Origin of the sequence: Bacillus sp. OV166, assembly GCF_900177675.1 — a bacterium.
GTDB lineage: Bacteria > Bacillota > Bacilli > Bacillales > Cytobacillaceae > Neobacillus.
The window spans coordinates 3,627,834-3,646,199 of sequence record NZ_FXWM01000001.1 but is presented as its reverse complement, the minus strand read 5'-3'; the positions used below and the strand labels follow the sequence as shown (position 1 = coordinate 3,646,199).

Below are 18,366 nucleotides of genomic sequence, written 5' to 3'. Positions count from 1 at the left end.
AATGGAAAAAGAACAACAAAAAGAACAAGAATCATTAAATTTATTCAATTCAACCCAAACAATTATTCAACAAGCATTATCAAAATTGGGCTATAATAGCGAAATGTATGAATTACTAAAAGAACCGATCAGATTGTTAACAGTCCGCATTCCCGTAAAAATGGATGATGGTTCTGTCAAAATATTTACGGGCTATCGCTCCCAGCATAATGATGCGGTCGGCCCAACTAAAGGCGGCGTCCGTTTCCATCCTGAAGTGGATGAAGAAGAAGTAAAAGCGTTGTCCATTTGGATGAGCTTAAAGTGTGGAATCACGAATCTTCCCTATGGCGGCGGTAAAGGCGGTATCATTTGTGATCCGCGAAATATGTCCTTTAGAGAGCTGGAAGGTTTAAGCCGCGGCTATGTTCGTGCGGTCAGCCAAATCGTAGGACCTTCAAAAGACATTCCAGCACCAGATGTTTATACGAATTCACAAATTATGGCATGGATGATGGATGAGTACAGCCGTTTACGTGAATTTGATTCACCAGGATTTATTACTGGGAAACCAATCGTCCTTGGAGGTTCTCAAGGCCGTGAAACAGCGACTGCCCGTGGTGTAACAATTTGTATTGAAGAAGCAGTCAAGAAAATAGGGAAACAGTTGCAAGGAGCCCGTGTAGTCATTCAAGGCTTTGGGAATGCGGGAAGTTATTTGGCCAAATTTATGCATGATGCAGGTGCTAAGGTTGTTGCTGTATCCGATGTGTATGGCGCTATATACGATCCAAACGGACTTGATATTAATTACTTGCTTGATCGAAGGGATAGCTTCGGCACCTTCTCGCAACTATTTAAAAATACGATCACAAACCAAGAGCTACTTGAATTAGAGTGTGATATTCTAGTGCCTGCAGCTATCTCGAACCAAATCACAGCCAAAAATGCTGCCAATATTAAAGCAGCGATTGTTGTGGAAGCAGCGAATGGTCCGACAACAATCGAGGCAACAAAGATACTAACGGAACGTGGTATTATTCTTGTTCCTGACATCCTTGCAAGCGCAGGCGGGGTAACTGTATCTTATTTTGAATGGGTGCAAAATAATCAAGGTTATTATTGGACTGAGGAAGAAGTAGAAGAAAAGCTGAAGAAGGTAATGGTTAGCTCGTTTGATACTATCTATCAAACTTCTAAAACACATCAAGTAGACATGCGTTTAGCAGCTTATATGGTTGGAATAAAGAAAGTTGCGGAGGCCTCTCGTTTCAGAGGATGGGTTTAAAAGGAGTAGAGTAACCTTTAAATGATTGAAATCTCCCTACAAGGATGGACGGAAAAATCTCTATCTGTTCTATGACTGTACGAAATTAAAAAAGGAGTGACGAAAATTGTCAGTAGTAGTGGAAGAAGTTATTTTCAGTCCATGTTCTGGGACCGTGGAAACTGTTTTAACAGAGGAAAACGACCATGTATATGAGTGGGAAAAACTGTTTTTAATAAAAACCCAGAATGGTAGAATTGAAGAGATTTCGATCGGGATCAGCGGGTATATCACATCTATACCTATTAAGAAGGGCCAAGAAGTTACTACTCAAACAGCCCTAGCAACCATCCAAGATGATTTGTTAATTACAGGATCTGATTAAATAACTCGATAAGCTGTTAAAAAACTCTTTCCATTCGACCGGAAAGAGTTTTTTTGCATGTTTGCGATAATTTTTTCATGAATTTTTTTAAAATTTGTTTTGCTGTATACTAAAAGGGTTCAACCGTTTAATTATAAAAATAATATAATCACTCATAATTATAATAGGAGATAAGTTCTATTTAGGTAGGAGGGTTTTGATGACAAAGACAATTTTTACAAATGGAACAATTTATACTTTGGAAACGAATCAGCCGGTAGTGGAAGCTGTGGTTGTTGAGAAAGGTAGAATTGTAGATATAGGTTCTCACGACGAGATGATCCTACAATGGGGTAGAAAAGGGTCAAACATAATTGATTTACAGGGGAAAATGGTTACACCTGGATTGACTGATAGCCACCTGCATCTTTCAGGTGTAGCTTTCAACTTTTTAGACCTTGATTTAACTGGTGTAAAATCAAAAAGCGAAATGCTTGATAAAATTAGGGAGAAGGCGAATAAAGTTGCGCCTGGAAAGTGGCTTGTCGGTATGGGCTGGGATGAAAACCTTTTTAAAGGAGGAACTATTCCTACAATAGGAGAGTTAGACTTTGTTGCACCACACTGTCCTGTTTATCTAAAACGGATTTGTCACCATGCCTTTTTAGTGAATAGCAAGGCACTTGAAATGAGCCAGTATTATCCGGAGATTAATATTCCAACTGGCGGAACAGTTGTACTTGATCCGATTACCAAAAAGCCGACAGGGATGCTGCTCGAATCGGCTTCCCAGCTGATAACAAAATACATACCGGTACGAACATATCAAGAGTTAAAGAATGGCTTGCAACAAGCGATGCAATTTGCAGTGAAGAAGGGTTTAACAAGTGTACATACCAATGATCCTGCTTATTTAGGCGGTTTGGAATCAACGTATAAAATGTATGATGAATTAATTAACCATGAAGCCCAAGGCTTACGCTGTAATCTGCTCATTGATTACCCCTATCTTAATCAATTGAAAGAAAGAGGATTGTATGCAGGCTATGGAAATGAGAAATTACAAATAGGAGCAATAAAAATTTTTGCTGATGGAGCATTTGGGAGAAGAACTGCGCTACTTTCAGAACCCTATCACGATGAACCAAACCAGCTTGGGGATGCCATGTTTGACCAAGAAACCCTTTATAGAGTGGTAAAAGAGGTACGAGATTACTCCATGCCAATAGCTGTACATACGATTGGTGACAAGGCGTTAGAAAATGTTCTAGATGTACTTGATCAATTGCCAAGAGTGGAATATCGTGATCGGATTATTCACACATCCCTGGTTCGGAATGATTTAATTCACCGCTTAGTTGATTCGAGTCGGATTGCTGATATTCAACCAAGGTTCGTGGTGGGTGATTATCCATGGGTGAAAGAAAGAGTAGGCAAAAAGAGGGAGCCATATTTATATGCATGGAAAACGTTACTTGATTCGGGCGTATTATGTGCTGGCGGGTCCGATGCACCAATTGAACCTATAGACCCTCTGCTTGGCATCCATGCTGCGATAACTCGTAGAACTCCTGGGGATCATCATGAAGGCTGGAACGCCAAAGAGAAGCTCTCGATGATTGATGCCGTTAAGTTATTTACAGTTGGGGGCTCATTTGCCACCAATGAAGAAAATCAAAAAGGTACGATTTCAAGAGGAAAACTAGCGGATCTAACGGTTTATTCTAAAAACTTATTTACAATGGAGAATCCTGATGATCTACTCCAAACTGAAATTGAAATGACGATCATCGATGGCGAAATAAAATATAAAATTTAAGGGAATGAAATAGGTGAAAGAACCCTAAAAACGATGTAAGCGCTTTATAATTAACTAAATAATTAAAATAGTCAAAAAATATTGACAGGTTATTTTTTCAGTGGTAACCTTATAAAAATTGAAGATGAATCAATGATGAGAAAAGTAGATTAAGCCCTTGTTCTACAGAGAGTCGACAGTTGCTGAAAGTCGATGTCAGGACGTATTCGAAGATCATCTCGGAGATGTGTAGCTGAAACTGTTAAGTAAGCTAGACCGGAAATTCCGCCGTTACAATGGAACACGTACTTAGAATGGTACGTTGATCGAGAGCCGCAGTGTTTGTTTGTTGCGGAAGTAGGGTGGTATCGCGAGTTAACTCGTCCCTATACATTGGGGGCGAGTTTTTTGTGTTTAAAAAATGTATTTATTCTAATGAAAATTTCTTTATGGATGCAAAAAATTAGGAGGGAAAAGGAAGATGAATCAACAAGTTGATAAGAAAGTGTTTAATGTGGAGGATATTATTATTGCCAGCCATACCATTAAGGATGTTATTTCGCCAACTCCCCTGCAATACAATCACTTGTTGTCAGAACGATACGGCTGCCATGTCTACTTAAAACGAGAGGATTTACAAAGCGTTCGTTCCTTTAAAATCCGCGGCGCATATAATCGAATTAAGAAACTAAATGAAGATGAGTTAAAGAATGGAATTATCTGTGCAAGTGCAGGAAACCATGCGCAGGGGGTTGCTTATTCTTGTCATCTCTTAAATATTCATGGGAAAATCTTTATGCCAAGTACAACACCAAAGCAAAAGGTAAAACAAGTTAAATTTTGGGGTAAAGATGATGTTGAGATTGTTTTGGTTGGGGATACCTTTGACGATGCTTATGAAAAAGCAAGGGAATGCAGTCAAGAGGAAAATCGGACATTTATTCACCCCTTTGATGATCCCGATGTGATTGCTGGACAAGGGACGGTTGCCGTTGAATTGCTCAATGATTGCCCTGAAAAAATTGACTATCTGTTTGCCGCAATTGGCGGAGGCGGGCTTTTATCTGGGGTAGGCACGTATTTAAGGCACTATTCTCCAGAAACGCAATTAATTGGTGTCGAGCCACAAGGTGCACCTGGTATGAAGGAATCATTTTTAAAAGGGGAAGTTACCTCATTGAAAGAAATTGACCCGTTCGTGGATGGTGCAGCTGTGAAGACGGTGGGATCAATGACCTTTAGCATTTGCAAAGAAATCGTTGATGATATTCTTGTTGTTCCGGAAGGAAAGGTTTGCACGACATTATTATCGTTATACAATGAAAATGCCATCGTTGTGGAGCCGACTGGAGCCCTTTCTGTAGCAGCCTTGGATATGTATGCAGATGAAATTAAGGGCAAAACGGTTGTCTGTATCGTAAGTGGCGGTAACAATGATATTGGTCGGATGCAGGAAATCAAAGAGCGCTCAAAAATTTATGAAGGACTGCAGCATTATTTTATTGTCCAATTCCCGCAACGCCCGGGTGCGTTACGTGAGTTTTTGGATGATGTCCTTGGACCAAACGATGATATTAGCCATTTTGAATATACGAAAAAGAATAATCGAGAAACAGGTCCAGCCTTGGTTGGAATTGAACTAAAGGATAAGGAAGACTATACACCATTAATTGAACGAATCAAAGCGAAGGGCTTTTTATATCGCGAAGTCAATAAAGATAGTACTCTGTTTCAAATGCTGGTTTAGTTATCTAATACTATGAAGAGGTCGAAACTCATCGGTTTCGACCTCTGTTTGTCATTTAATCTATACTAAAAGCAATTTCTTAACTGAATTTAAGTAATAGACTCTTAACAAATGATGCAATTACTGTATAATATTATTTGTCAATGATAGAAACAATCAAATAAGTAATGAACACTTAATTATTATTTGGAACATGTCTTGAAGTAGATCTAGTTTCATATTAATAATTTTGTGTAGATTCAAAAGCGGAAAGAGAGTGTTCATAATGGGACGTAAGTGGAACAATATTAAAGAAAAAAAAGCTTCAAAGGATGCAAATACGAGCCGTATTTATGCGAAATTTGGGGTTGAAATCTATGTAGCTGCTAGACAGGGTGAACCAAATCCTGAATCGAATCAATCTTTAAAATTCGTATTAGAGCGTGCAAAAACATACAATGTACCCAAACACATTATTGACCGAGCAATTGAAAAAGCTAAAGGCGGTTCTGAGGAAAGCTATTCTGAACTTCGGTATGAAGGCTTCGGTCCAAACGGGTCGATGGTTATTGTTGATGCCCTAACAAACAACGTGAACCGCACGGCTTCCGATGTACGTGCTGCATTTGGTAAAAACGGCGGAAACATGGGAGTAAGTGGATCAGTTGCTTATATGTTTGATGCAACTGCTGTTATCGGCGTCGAAGGAAAAACGGCGGACGATGTACTTGAATTGTTGATGGAAGCAGATGTTGATGTACGTGACATCATTGAAGAAGATGAGTCGGTGATTGTTTATGCTGAGCCAGAACAATTCCATGCCGTGCAGGAAGCATTCAAAAATGCGGGGATTACTGATTTTACTGTGGCTGAACTAACGATGCTTGCGCAAAATGAAATTGACCTTCCTGAAGACGCACAAGCTAAATTCGAGAAAATGATTGATGTATTAGAAGACCTAGAAGACGTTCAACAAGTGTACCATAACGTTGATTTAGGTGAGTAAATAAAAGAAGCAGACCTTTGTAGGTCTGCTTCTTTTATTTACTTAGTGGTGTCAGGCACCATTTTTAAAGCTATGATTACCGTTTAACAGCAGATAAAATAAAAATAGTTGAAATTATTGAAATGGACCCAATCCATTCGGCAGGGCCGAATGATACTTGGAGCCAGGCTACGGCTAAAAAGGCCGCTGATAATGGCTCGACACAAGCGAGAAGACTAGCTTCAGAAGCACGAATGTATTTAAGGCTTTCCATAAAACAAAAAAAGGCGATTAATGTACCGAAAATAATCACAAAAACTACAGCTAGAAAGGACGTTAAGCTCCAATGGCCTTGAAACTTCCATGGAGGATGAATTAAGCTAAAGCCAATCCCACCGATCATCATTCCCCAGCCAACAGTAAGAAGCGACCCCCATTTATTCAACAAACTTCCAGGATAGAGTGTATAAAAAGCGAGTGCAAAAGCAGATAGAATTCCCCATGTAAAGGCAGAGGATGAAATGGAGAGTGAATGGATATTACCCTTCGTCACTAGTAGAAAGGTTCCGAAGATGGCTAATCCAATCGCAATTACTTCATGTATTTTGGGTAATTCCTTTGCACGAAAACTTAAATAACAGACAATAATCACTGGTGCAAGGTACTGCAAAACGGTTGCCGTTGCTGCATTTCCTTGTTCGATGGCAGCGAAATACGTATATTGTACGCCAAACATGCCAATAACACCAAAGATTACTAGGCGGACGATATCCTGTTTATTTCTCCAAATGGTCCAGATATTCTGTTTCCCCACCGTATGAGAAAAAAATAACAAACCAAAACCTGAAAAAATCAGCCTGTTAACAACTAGCCAGTTGGTACTAAATCCTTGTTGATGAAATAAGTATTGAGCGACAGTTCCTGAAACACCCCATAATGTCGCAGCAATCAGCACTAAAAAAATGCCTTTTATCCTTGGGGAGGACATTACTGCTACTTGCGAATTCATTTGATCCCTCCGTTATGAACCAATACTAATATCCTAATCTTTTAAATATAACAATGATTATAACACTTCTTAGGAAACTAGTTTAAAAAACTTATGGAAAAATCATTTTTAATGAAAGGATTATATGAGGGGAGTAGCGAATAAAGAAAATATATGTTTGAAGTTGAGAGGAGAAGAGAATTTATGGTCTATAAGAAAGCTGGTCATGCAGATTTGATGGATCAAATAGTAAGTGATTCCCAATTAGATGAGGAGATCAAAAAGCACCCGCGATTCGGCAAACCCATTCCATCCCTTCTATTTTCTGGGGATGTCTATTCCAATTTCCTCAACACAGCTAGCGAGGCTGGTTATCTCCCCCCATTTGTAATTTTGCAAAAGGAAATCAGATATGAGATTTCTAAAGCCATAACATTAAAAGAACTAGAATCCGCTGAATTTGAAATAATGAACTTGATAGATGCCATTAATGAAATAATCCTGAAATATAACTCGATTTGTCCTCCAAAGATGAAAAAAGGAAGAATTGATTTTGACAATATTGAAAATCATTATAAAATTTGGTAATAAAAATATAAACATTACCTAACTTACTGGTACAAGACGTCTTTTCGCTTTATCCCTTTAAAGTATGATATTATTCTAATAATACGTTAGGGAAAGGATGTATAAGATGTCATTGGAAAGTGTGATGGCCCATTTTAAACAATGGGATCGTGATGGAGATGTAATGGAATTTGACACCTCAAGTGCCACAGTGGAACAGGCTGCCGAGACCATCGGAGTAGCTTCAGCTCGAATTGCGAAAACTTTATCTTTTAGAGGGAGCGAGGAAAATGCTATTTTAATTGTTGCTGCAGGTGATGCAAAAATTGATAATAAGAAGTTTCGTCATCAATTCGGATTCAAAGCAAGGATGCTCTCACCAGATGAAGTTCTCGAACAAACTGGTCATGCCATTGGCGGTGTTTGTCCGTTTGGGCTGAATAATGAGCTTGAAGTCTATTTGGATGTATCAATGCAGCGCTTCGAGACAGTTTTCCCCGCTTGTGGCAGCACGAACTCTGCAATCGAATTAACGAAAGATGAATTATATCAGTATTCATTTGCTAAAGAATGGATTGATGTTTGCAAAGGGTGGGGACAAGACGAAGAGCAATCAAAAGTAAGTCAGCAAATCGAGGTTTAATGGTACCCTTAGGAAGCGTATGATGCCCTTATAAAAAATTCAAAATAAACAAAAAAGGACCGGGCAAATTTGCCCGGTCTTCCTTATTAAACCCAATTACATTACGCTTTCGCCATTATCGTAATTAAATTGCCATTCAATTCCAAACTTGTCTTTTAGGGAGCCGTAGCATTTGCTCCAGAATGTTTCTTGAAGCTCCATGACTACCGTGCCGCCTTCTTGAAGTTTGTTAAAATAAGATTTAATTTTATCCAAGTCCTTATTTACAATAGCAAGGCTTATGTTGTTACCAGCTACAAAAGGCATTCCAGGAAAAACATCAGAGAACATGACGTTGCTTCCATCAATGTTCAGTCGTGTGTGCATAACCAAGTTTTTTGCTTCTTCTGGAAGTTGATATTCTGGGTTTGGAGGCGCTTCCCCGAAAGTCATAATTTGTGGTTTTTCTGTACCAAAAACCACCGCGTAAAACTCTGCTGCCTCACGACAGTTTCCATTAAAATTAAGATAAACATCAACTGACATTTGCGATAACCCCTTTGTAATAAACTTCAATGGCAATTATACCATTAACTGGAACAATATCAAATTCTTTGGAGGACCTATCTTCAATCAGACTACTATAAATAATTATTAAACTGCGGGAATACAATTTACAATAATCATATTTTGAATTTTTCAGTTGAAAGAGGGTATTGGGTGATGAAATTCAAAATACATCGTTGTAATTGTCGAAAGCTTTGGTCTGTTCAAACCAGAAAAACAAAGTTTACCGCATGTTCCGTTCTTCTAGATGGCAGTTGGAGTACAGAATTAAAGCCCGAAAGGAAATATAACCCAAAAGGATTTGTTACGACACATGGAAAACAAGATATCATTGTAAACCCATCAAAAGAAGTCGTTGAGAAATTTGAAAAATTAGCAAAACTGATTTATGACAAAAAAAATGTTAATTTCAACGTGAAAGAAGGGGAATCTTTATTTTTTGCCGAAGATGGAACTTGCTATATTCTTAAAAAGTTAATGAATTGAAGGAAAACTAATACTCCAAATGCGTTACCCATTCAGCAGGAATTCCCTCAATGATTGTTTTTTCGAAGTTGATATCTGGTGCAAGAGGGGTTAAGGCGGATAATGCTTCTAATCCGAGTCTAGCTGTTTCAATATCAGTTCCTGCTGTGGCTTGCTTTTGCAGTCTTTAAATATTGTCTTACAAGTAAACTTTCTTGACTTGCCATAACGATATTCTCCTTTCAAAGAAATATGTAAGCGTGTATATATATGTATTTCTTTATTGCTTCCTAAATTCCTCCTTTAATTTACAACGATTTTATGAAAAAAAAAACCCTGCATCAAAAGGGTAGATGCGGGGGTCTTTGTCATACCTTATCTTGGTGTGATTGGTTTCACTGAAATAGCAGGGGAGCTAGTCGAAATTATGCAGCCCTCTAAATGATCGGGATTTAATAAGCCTAGGTTAAGAGCGGCTTTGATTTTTACATCATCTGGTTTTTTCACCACTTGGATGAGCTCATTCATCTGTAATTCTTCTAATCTTTTAATGGTTTCAACCTCGTCATATTTTTCTGTTTTTCGTATTTGCCGTTGAAGCTTATAGCCGCTTATGGTAATTTCTCCTTTATGATTAGATCCTACTAGATTATTAAAGTAATTTTGAAAGGCATCCTTTAATTCATTCATTTCCATTTCTATTTCCTTTTTCTGTTTATTCAGCTCGTAATACTTAACCAACATTTCTCCTGTAATCAAGTTCCCCATGCACTCGCCTCCTGTTGCGAACATATATTCTTATTTTATGTTTTCCTCTTCAAAAAAATGACTTATTCACCTAAAGCTGTGAAGAATATCTTTTGACAGTTTTTTGATGATTGTAGTTTTATCTGTCTTGGTGTCAGGCACCAGCGAAAAATGTGTGGAAAGAAAAAACATTTGCTTTCTTCTGTAGATAATGGCAAGCTATATTATGATTAAAAACTTTAATGGAAAGTACAAATAGGTGATTAAGATGATTGAGATTAAGACTTCGAAGCTTAGTGATGGGGAATTAAATAGAGGGGTATTTGCGACTCGTGATATTGCAAAAGGTGAGCTGATCCATGAAGCACCCGTTATTCCTTATCCTAATGAGGAGCATGTTCATATAGAGAAAACACTGCTTGCTGATTATGCATTTGAATATGGGATTAACCACACCGCACTTCTTTTAGGATACGGGATGTTGTTTAACCATTCATATGAGCCCAATGCTACATATGAAATTAACTTCCCGAATCACACGTTTGATTTTTACGCGTACAAGGATATCAAAGCAGGGGAAGAAATCCTTATTAACTATAATGGTGAAGAGGATAATAATGATCCACTTTGGTTTAATAAAGATGAATCCGAAAGTGAATAAATGAAAAAAGGATAGATAAGGGCAGGTTATCTGCTTTATCTGTCCTTTTTTCTTTGCAAAAAAAATCACTCGGTCAAAAAAGTCATACAGTGGAATCAAAATAGAAAATTAAGTAACTTAACCATAGTATTTATGAAGGAATAATCATAGGACTTTAGAAATAAGATGTCATAGGGCATGTTTATTTTTACCTGTGAGATTGCCAGTAGGCCTCTATTTCCAATATGAAGCATTCCGAGGAAACCAAAAAAGGGGTGGAAGCTTGAAAAGGATTTTTGGTTTGGGATTATTTATTTTAATGATTGGTTTATTGAGTGCCTGTAATGATGATGACACATCAAATGAACCGTCTAGTAAACCAGCAAGTGAAACCGCTAGCACGGTTGCAGGGGATGACATCTTTCAAAAAAGCTGTATTACCTGCCATAGTTCTGGTGATATTACTGGCGGTCAAGTAAAACTGGATTCAACGAAAATTCATGCCGATTTTCAAAAGAAAGAGGATCTTTATAGTTTTGTAGAAAAGAAGATGCCTAAGTCCGCTCCAGGTTCATTATCAAAAGAACAATATGATGCCGTTGTCAATTATTTATGGGATCAAAAGGAATAGTAAATGAAGGAAGATAATAGTCCGGAGGAATCTCCGGGCCATTTTTTCATTCTCTCTTGAAGTGGTTCGTTTCAATTAATAGAAATATCTGATACTATAAGTATAGTACATAAATCGACCTCATCCATTACCAGCAATTATGCAAAATTGGATGGAGCGAAGGATATTTGTAATATTGCCTCACAGCTAGTGATATCCCTTTGGCAATATTTGTTGCCATAGTGAAAATAAGATGCAGATTCGTGGAAAGGAGAGAGCATTCCAATCGCGGATCATTATCTTGTACAACCCCCATAATGCTGCAATCTCCCATCGGAGGAAGTTTTTTTCCTAACCCTTCCCCAGGCAACAATGAACCGTCTCGAACAACAATAGTGTTAACGATTCTTTCATACCCTAGAACACTATCAATGGCAATGACAAAACTATTTTGGGGCAAAGTAAGCCGAGAAACCTGTGGGATAAGTGTTTGTGCATCTAAGGGAGATTCAAGGTTTCCGAATACTGTTAAGTGTTTGGGGTATAGATTATGTAGTAAGGTACCAACAAATGGACCTAGACTGTCACCACTTATGACATTTGAACCAATCCCTATTACGTAAATATGTTCTGTGCCTTCCGGAATGAGAGAATGTAAGCTGTCTCGAATGAATAGTGGTGCTAGCCTATGATTGAAAGGAATAATTCTTTCAGACAAAGCGTGCCTTACGTCTAAAGAAGTGTTCATGTCTAATTACCCCCAAGCAAAATTATTCTACAGAGTTGAACAAACGACCAAATATCGTGTTCAATATTAATGTTTTAATATTCTGCATTTACTTAAGATAATCCTTCTGTAATATTGTGAATTTCACTCAATCTCATAGATTAGTAAACTGTTCTTAACTAGGAGGAAATAAAAATTGATTATCCAAAAAGCAACTATTAATGATCTCGAATCGTTGACGGTATTGTTTGATTTATATCGGGTATTTTATGAGCAAACGTCCGACTTGGAGGGAGCACGAGAGTTTTTAAAAGCAAGAATAATGAATGACGAATCCGTTGTGTTAATGGCTGTTGATGGGGAACATCCCATTGGTTTTGTTCAGTTATATCCATCTTTTTCTTCTGTTAGCATGGTGCGATCATGGGTATTAAATGATTTGTATGTAAAAGAACAATTCCGTGGCAGAGGAGCAGGGGAGAAATTAATACATAACGCGATTCAGTTTGTAAAGGAAACAGGAGCAAAAGGGATATTGCTTGAGACAGGTAAGGAAAATAGTAAGGCCCAACGACTTTATGAAAAAGTTGGTTTTGAAAGGGAATCAAACTATTTTTATTATTATTCGATTTAAAAAACAGGATGCTAGCCATGGCATCCTGTTTTTGTGCGGTTAAGCTAATTCAGTTGAGAAATGGTCTCTTTATCACATATAACAAAAAGTTGTGCTTCTTCTGGAATTATCGTGTCAAGTTTTTGATTTATCTGGAGATCACCGCGATCCGCCACCAATGTAGCCCCCTTGTTAAGAAGATCTTCAAAGGCATCACGATACGTCTTCCATTCTGGTCGTGTAGGAATTTCATACATTGTTTCCCGATATTGGCTGCTCATTAATTCAGAATACATATGGGTCACACCGTGTGAAAATAAAGATCGCACTGCTGCATGGGATATCATTTCTTGGGTAGGAATAAACTCATCGACATTCACATGCTCAAATAACCGGATATGCTTTTGGTTAATTACCTCGGCAGTGACGTGGATGGATTTATGTAATTTTTCTTCTATGGAGGTGATTGCGGTTGCAATTAATAGTGTTTTTCCATCGACTAGTACTGGATCTGTGGTTGCATAATTGTTCTGTGTTATTTGGTCTGCAAAAATGATAACGCCCTTTGCCATCGCTAAATTTGCATTATACAGTGTTTCTTCATCTGTAGCATCTCCGCGAACATAATATAGCCGTTGCTCCATTAATGGAGCTTTTTCTAATAAATCAATGATAACAATTTCAATTTTCTTATCAGATTTTAATATTTCTTCAATCGCTAATTTCGATTTCGCACTCCAGCCGATCAAAATGATATGATTTTTACCAGTAAATTTCATTTTTCCTCCATCTTTCAGTTTATCCATTAAATATATCGAATTTATGACTTTTCCAATTACTAGACTGACAAGTCCGATTCCGGTGATATAGAGGAAAATTGTATATACTTTCCCAGGATGAGTAACTGGTGCATAGTCTCCAAATCCAACGGTTGCCAGTGTGGTAAGAACCCAATAAACCGCAGTTATATATGTTTTAAATGTTTTCGGCTCAATCAAATAAATCCCATATGCCGCCATTAATATGTAAAAAAAGACAAATGGTATAAAAATTTTGTCCCGAAGCTTTATTAAATGATAGAGCATGTTTTTAATCTTCATCCCCATGAGCATCCATCCTTATCTCTTGCACGTAAATATAGCTTATATTTCCCAATATTTGTAGATTAATGCTATAGAAACTCAGTGGTCACCCCACTCCAGAGATAGTAGTTCCTTTAAACTAGGAAATGGCTCAAAATTTCGTTATTTTTTATTTTTTGAAGCATTTAATCTGCTAATCTGAGAATAAAGTAATGTAAGGAGTTGGTGAGTCATGAGAAATTTAGTAGCAGAAAATGAAGATATGAGCGGAAAAGTTTATATGGTTGAAATGAAAGATGGGGAAATCAGTTCCTTTCGAATAATAGGCGAAACATCCACCCACTATATTTTCTCTTATTCCACTAACGAAACGGTAGAGGTTTTTGAAAAAGCTAAAAATGAAGTCATCGGCATTTTTGAGGTTCGGGAATGGTGGGACTCGAAAGGGAGCGAATAAGATAATAGCTAACCCCAGTTCCGCATGGAAAAGGGGTTAGTTAGTCTTTTACCTATTAATGAGTTCATCTAAATGTTTCATAACTGCCTCACGATTACCAGCTATACGTTCTTCTCTAATCTGATCGTTTTTTAATTTTTCGAGGGACTTTTCCAATACAGCTTGTTCAACCATTTGTGGAATGACTACGACGCCGTCCGCGTCCCCAACAACGATATCGCCTGGATGTACTGTCATTCCGCCGCATGAAATCGGGATATTAATCTCTCCAACTCCGGCCTTACCACTTGCTGCAACGGTAGTGCCCCTCGAGAAGACAGGGAAGTTCAAGCCCTTGATTCCAACAATATCACGAATAACTCCATCAACTACGATTCCACCGATTCCAAGTGTTTGAGCCATGCCAACCACAAAATCACCAGCAATGGCACGATATGGATCTCCTTTAGCATCAATAACTAAAATATCCCCTGGTTTTGACGTGCGGATGGCCTTTAGGACGGCAAGATTATCACCGACAGGAATCTTCACTGTTAATGCTCTTCCAGCAAGCTTATATTCCTCTTTTAGAGGTTTAATCGCAGGGTGGAGGTTATTTAAGCCATCCATAGCGTCGGATATACAAGTTGTGGGAAGGTCCAGAAATTTTTTTACCAGTTGGTCCATGAGAATTCTCCTCTCATTTTTTATCTCTTTACCGCCATTATAGCGCGGTTTGCTGGCCTTTGCCCATTTTTATCCATAAAAAAAAGAAAGTGGCCGATTACCACTTTCTAAAGAAGGAAAACTTTTATGGGTTAATACATGATATGTAGAACCTTGGACATGCATGTAGTAAACATGTCCATATGGAAAAAATATTTTTAAAAATTTAAGCCTATTTTTTTAAAAAGGACTAACAAATTTTTTGAATAAGCTCAACGTTGTTATTTCTCGGTGAGTTTACTAAGGAAGAAACTTCGTAAGTCTCCATTAAGTTTTCATCAAAGGGGATAAGTAGTTTACTTAAATCATTGGTATCGGAGATGGATGGATCCAGCCATGTTTTTTCATCGTCTGGCTTCAAAATAACGGGCATCCGATCATGAATATCTTTCATTAGTTCATTGGGTTCGGTTGTAATCACGGAACAAGTATAGAGCGTTTTTCCTTCAGGTGATTTCCAAGCCTCCCATATGCCTGCCATGGCAAACAGATTATCGGACTTTAGTTTAATTCGCATCGGGGTTTTGCTTTTATCCTCATGTCGTTTCCATTCATAAAAACTATCGGCGATGACTAGACAACGCTTCTTTTTAAAGGCAGTTCGGAAGCTCGGCTTTTCCGATAATGTTTCTGCTCGGGCATTAATCATCTTATGGCCAATGGATGCATCCTTTGCCCAGGGCGGAACTAAGCCCCATTTTAAAAATCCCATCCGATTTGACTTGCCGTCGTTAATCACGGCAAGTACGGCCTGAGATGGAGCAATATTATAACTTGGAGCATAATTTTCTTCCTCAAGAAAAGTAATAATATCGAAACGATCAATGATTTCCTCGAACGTAGCTGTTAACGTGAATCGGCCGCACATACAATTTTCACCTCACGATTTGGTTACATCTATTGTAACAAACATAATGGACAAAATCCTTTTTATACGAAACTCTAAATATGTCGTGAAGTAAAAAAAGGAGACCCCCGAAATTGGATTGGAGGTCTCCTTGTGAAATCAATGGGATCTGCGAGCAAAATCTACAAACCGAAATTTATCAGGCCGATGCCTTGATTCCGTAAATTGAAAGAGGGTGGCATCATCTAAATAAACATAGTTTTTTATGACGACTACATTGTGAAAGCCTTCAAGGTCTAATAGGGAGCGATCCTCGAATGAAGGTTCTTCAACGACAATTTCTTTTTTGGCAAAACTAATGGTCAGGTTTAATTGATTTTCAATATATTGGTAAATGGAATCCGCACAAATTTCTTCTGTTAGCGAAGGAACATGCTTTTTAGATAAAAAATCTTTATCTAAAATGATTTTCTCTCCGCCCATTTCCCTTGTACGAACTACCTTCCATACCAGGTCCTTACTTCCCAGCTGAAGCTGCTGCCTGACAAAGCCATCGGGCTTGATTAACGAGAGCTCGTTCACAATCGTTTTTGGTTTACTGCCCATTTTATTTGCCAGTTCTTTAAAACTAACCAGCCCCGAAACAGGAAAATCAAATTTGCTGATGTCGATCACTATCGAACCTTTTCCTCTAACTTTTTGGATATAGCCATTTTGCGAAAGCAAATTTAACGCCTTTCTAATCGTTTCTCTCGATGTATCGAATTGATCTTTTAATTCGTTCTCAGAGGGAAGAAGGGTTTGTGGCGGAATTTCTCCACTTTTTATTTGCTCGACAATAATGTTGTAAATTGTTAGGTACTTGTTCGTCATTATGACATCTCCGTTCATCTTTTCAGGTAATACACAACCGACTCGTATGGCCGCAAGGAGATTTCCGGGCCAATTGGTGTCGAATCCTCATAATTAGAGAGTAACATCTCACTATCATACTCATCAAGATGTAAATCAGCTGGGAGAACGAAGGCTTTCTCTTTACCGTAAAAATTGTTGATTACTAGTAATTTTTCAGAACCACTTGTTCTAACATATGCAAATATAGCATCATCTTCATTAGAAATAGGGAGATATTTTCCATCTGTAATCACATCATACCTTTTTCGTAATTGTATAAGTTTTTGATAGTGGAAAAAGATAGAGTCTGAATCTTTAAGTGCCTGTTCCGCATTGATTTCCTGGAAATTACTTGCCGTTTGAATCCAAGGAGTCCCGCTTGTGAAGCCTGCGTTTTCATTTGCATTCCATTGGACTGGCGTTCTTGAATTGTCACGGGATTTTTGTTTTAAGATGTCAATAATCGCCTGCTCGTCCGTGCCTTCCTTTTTCTTGATGTTAAAAATATTTAAGGACTCAACATCTCGATATTCATCGATCGAGTTGAAGTTTGGATTGGTCATCCCAAATTCTTCGCCCTGATAAATATAAGGAGTCCCCTGAAGCATATGAAGGGCGGTGGCCAGCATTTTAGCCGATTCCTTATGATATTTTTGATCATCGCCGAAACGGGACACGACTCGTGGCTGGTCATGATTACACCAGAAGAGGGCATTCCAGCCGCCGCCATGATTCATTCCAACCTGCCAATTAGATAAAATCTGTTTTAAGGAATGAAAATCAAAGTCCGCTTTAGTCCATTTATCACCATTGGGATAGTCGACTTTTAAATGATGGAAGCTAAATGTCATGTTTAATTCTTCTTGAGTTGGGTTCGTGTATTTAATGCAGTTATCAACCGATGTGGATGACATTTCACCGACCGTCATAATATCGTATTTTGAAAAAACTTGTTCGTTAACTTCATGTAAAAATTCATGGATTCTTGGTCCATCGGTATAGAATTTACGACCGTCACTGTCATCCTGTGGAAAACTTTGGTCTTTGGAAATTAGATTGATGACATCGAGGCGGAAGCCGTCGACACCTTTTTTTAACCAAAAGTGCATCATTTCGTATAGGGCTGCCCGGACCTTTTCATTTTCCCAGTTTAAATCTGCTTGGGTCACATCGAATAAATGTAAGTAATACTGTTCAGTTGTCTCATCATATTCCCATGCCGAACCACCAAATTTAGATTCCCAGTTTGTCGGCGTCTCACCGTCCTTGCCGTCCTTCCAGATGTAGAAGTCACGGTAAGGATTATCTCGAGAGGACCGTGCTTGTTTAAACCATTCATGCTCAGTGGATGTGTGATTAATGACAATATCCATAATGATTTTTAAGCCTCGTTTGTGGGCCTCTGCTAACAACTGGTCAAAGTCTTCCATCGTTCCATAATCTTCATGAATGGTATAGTAATCGCTGATGTCATAACCATTATCTCTTTGAGGAGATTTATAGATGGGAGTAAGCCAAAGGACTTCTACCCCGAGATCTTTTAGATAGTCTAATTTTTCAATAATGCCTTGGATATCTCCGGTTCCATTTCCAGTCGTATCATTAAAGCTTTTTGGATAGATTTGATAGACGACTGCTTTTTTCCACCATGCAACTGACATTTCAAAACACCTGCCTATTTAATTTAAGTAATTTAATGGAGAAAAGGAGGGAGCA

The 18,366-nt window shown here is 38.1% G+C and carries 21 protein-coding genes and 1 other annotated feature; of the genes, 12 read left to right on the top strand and 9 right to left on the bottom strand.

All coding sequences use genetic code 11. The features are described 5' to 3' along the window. Position 1 precedes the first annotated feature (1 nt). From CCK98_RS17720 to CCK98_RS17700, 5 genes are all read left to right on the top strand, one after another. The gene (locus CCK98_RS17720) at positions 2-1,267 is read left to right on the top strand and encodes a Glu/Leu/Phe/Val dehydrogenase (protein WP_256942571.1); all 1,266 of its coding nucleotides are present in this window, start codon (positions 2-4) and stop codon (positions 1,265-1,267) included. A gap of 106 nt (positions 1,268-1,373) precedes the next feature. Beyond that, entirely contained in the window at positions 1,374-1,631 is a 258-nt protein-coding gene (locus CCK98_RS17715) for a hypothetical protein (RefSeq protein WP_088087771.1), read from the top strand. 199 nt (positions 1,632-1,830) lie between these two features. After that, complete coding sequence (locus tag CCK98_RS17710; protein ID WP_088087770.1) at positions 1,831-3,429, top strand: amidohydrolase; 1,599 nt, start codon at positions 1,831-1,833, stop codon at positions 3,427-3,429. A 123-nt stretch (positions 3,430-3,552) separates the two neighbouring features. Next, positions 3,553-3,799, top strand: a binding site (T-box leader). A gap of 90 nt (positions 3,800-3,889) precedes the next feature. Then, a complete protein-coding gene (gene ilvA / locus CCK98_RS17705) occupies positions 3,890-5,155 on the top strand; it encodes a threonine ammonia-lyase IlvA (protein WP_088087769.1) in 1,266 nt (421 codons plus the stop codon). Between the two features lie 265 nt (positions 5,156-5,420). Beyond that, positions 5,421-6,140 carry a YebC/PmpR family DNA-binding transcriptional regulator gene (locus CCK98_RS17700; protein WP_088087768.1) on the top strand — a complete coding sequence of 240 codons (720 nt, stop codon included), beginning with the start codon at positions 5,421-5,423 and terminating at the stop codon, positions 6,138-6,140. A gap of 76 nt (positions 6,141-6,216) precedes the next feature. Here CCK98_RS17700 and CCK98_RS17695 read toward each other — a convergent pair whose 3' ends face one another. Then, a complete protein-coding gene (locus tag CCK98_RS17695) occupies positions 6,217-7,128 on the bottom strand; it encodes a DMT family transporter (RefSeq protein WP_088087767.1) in 912 nt (303 codons plus the stop codon). A gap of 153 nt (positions 7,129-7,281) precedes the next feature. Here CCK98_RS17695 and CCK98_RS17690 point away from each other — a divergent pair, with 153 nt between their 5' ends. Both CCK98_RS17690 and CCK98_RS17685 read left to right on the top strand, forming a co-directional pair. Then, complete coding sequence (locus CCK98_RS17690; protein WP_142292177.1) at positions 7,282-7,695, top strand: hypothetical protein; 414 nt, start codon at positions 7,282-7,284, stop codon at positions 7,693-7,695. 106 nt (positions 7,696-7,801) lie between these two features. Then, entirely contained in the window at positions 7,802-8,317 is a 516-nt protein-coding gene (locus CCK98_RS17685; RefSeq protein ID WP_088087765.1) for a YbaK/EbsC family protein, read from the top strand. A 96-nt stretch (positions 8,318-8,413) separates the two neighbouring features. Here CCK98_RS17685 and CCK98_RS17680 read toward each other — a convergent pair whose 3' ends face one another. Continuing rightward, positions 8,414-8,842: a VOC family protein gene (locus CCK98_RS17680; protein WP_088087764.1), complete on the bottom strand. Its 429-nt coding sequence runs from the start codon at positions 8,840-8,842 to the stop codon at positions 8,414-8,416. Between the two features lie 177 nt (positions 8,843-9,019). Here CCK98_RS17680 and CCK98_RS17675 point away from each other — a divergent pair, with 177 nt between their 5' ends. Beyond that, positions 9,020-9,349 (top strand): hypothetical protein, encoded by a 330-nt coding sequence (locus CCK98_RS17675; protein WP_088087763.1) that lies wholly within the window; start codon positions 9,020-9,022, stop codon positions 9,347-9,349. 354 nt (positions 9,350-9,703) lie between these two features. On the opposite strand, the gene CCK98_RS17670 is transcribed toward CCK98_RS17675, so the two are convergent. Further along, on the bottom strand, positions 9,704-10,096 hold the full coding sequence (locus tag CCK98_RS17670) for a hypothetical protein (RefSeq protein ID WP_179195849.1): 393 nt from the start codon (positions 10,094-10,096) through the stop codon (positions 9,704-9,706). A 247-nt stretch (positions 10,097-10,343) separates the two neighbouring features. Between CCK98_RS17670 and CCK98_RS17665 the strand changes: the two genes are divergently transcribed. Beyond that, positions 10,344-10,736 (top strand): SET domain-containing protein, encoded by a 393-nt coding sequence (locus CCK98_RS17665; protein ID WP_142292176.1) that lies wholly within the window; start codon positions 10,344-10,346, stop codon positions 10,734-10,736. Positions 10,737-10,998: 262 nt separating this feature from the next. Then, positions 10,999-11,346: a cytochrome c gene (locus CCK98_RS17660; protein ID WP_088087761.1), complete on the top strand. Its 348-nt coding sequence runs from the start codon at positions 10,999-11,001 to the stop codon at positions 11,344-11,346. Positions 11,347-11,473: 127 nt separating this feature from the next. Here CCK98_RS17660 and yyaC read toward each other — a convergent pair whose 3' ends face one another. Further along, positions 11,474-12,073 carry a spore protease YyaC gene (gene yyaC, locus CCK98_RS17655; protein WP_088087760.1) on the bottom strand — a complete coding sequence of 200 codons (600 nt, stop codon included), beginning with the start codon at positions 12,071-12,073 and terminating at the stop codon, positions 11,474-11,476. 175 nt (positions 12,074-12,248) lie between these two features. Between yyaC and CCK98_RS17650 the strand changes: the two genes are divergently transcribed. Further along, positions 12,249-12,686: a GNAT family N-acetyltransferase gene (locus CCK98_RS17650; protein WP_088087759.1), complete on the top strand. Its 438-nt coding sequence runs from the start codon at positions 12,249-12,251 to the stop codon at positions 12,684-12,686. 44 nt (positions 12,687-12,730) lie between these two features. On the opposite strand, the gene CCK98_RS17645 is transcribed toward CCK98_RS17650, so the two are convergent. Next, positions 12,731-13,771 (bottom strand): potassium channel family protein, encoded by a 1,041-nt coding sequence (locus CCK98_RS17645; protein WP_179195848.1) that lies wholly within the window; start codon positions 13,769-13,771, stop codon positions 12,731-12,733. A 208-nt stretch (positions 13,772-13,979) separates the two neighbouring features. Here CCK98_RS17645 and CCK98_RS17640 point away from each other — a divergent pair, with 208 nt between their 5' ends. Then, positions 13,980-14,204 carry a hypothetical protein gene (locus CCK98_RS17640; protein WP_088087757.1) on the top strand — a complete coding sequence of 75 codons (225 nt, stop codon included), beginning with the start codon at positions 13,980-13,982 and terminating at the stop codon, positions 14,202-14,204. A 48-nt stretch (positions 14,205-14,252) separates the two neighbouring features. Here the strand turns inward: CCK98_RS17640 and CCK98_RS17635 are convergent, their stop codons facing one another. The 4 genes from CCK98_RS17635 to treC all read right to left on the bottom strand — a co-directional run bounded on the left by CCK98_RS17635 (position 14,253) and on the right by treC (position 18,311). After that, positions 14,253-14,870, bottom strand: a complete 618-nt coding sequence (locus CCK98_RS17635; RefSeq protein ID WP_088087756.1) for an RraA family protein — start codon at positions 14,868-14,870, stop codon at positions 14,253-14,255. Between the two features lie 229 nt (positions 14,871-15,099). Beyond that, the gene (locus tag CCK98_RS17630) at positions 15,100-15,777 is read right to left on the bottom strand and encodes an SOS response-associated peptidase (protein ID WP_088087755.1); all 678 of its coding nucleotides are present in this window, start codon (positions 15,775-15,777) and stop codon (positions 15,100-15,102) included. A gap of 138 nt (positions 15,778-15,915) precedes the next feature. Next, positions 15,916-16,629, bottom strand: coding sequence for a trehalose operon repressor (gene treR, locus CCK98_RS17625; protein WP_088087754.1), 714 nt, complete (start codon positions 16,627-16,629; stop codon positions 15,916-15,918). 14 nt (positions 16,630-16,643) lie between these two features. After that, positions 16,644-18,311, bottom strand: a complete 1,668-nt coding sequence (treC, locus tag CCK98_RS17620; RefSeq protein ID WP_088087753.1) for an alpha,alpha-phosphotrehalase — start codon at positions 18,309-18,311, stop codon at positions 16,644-16,646. Positions 18,312-18,366: the final 55 nt, after the last annotated feature.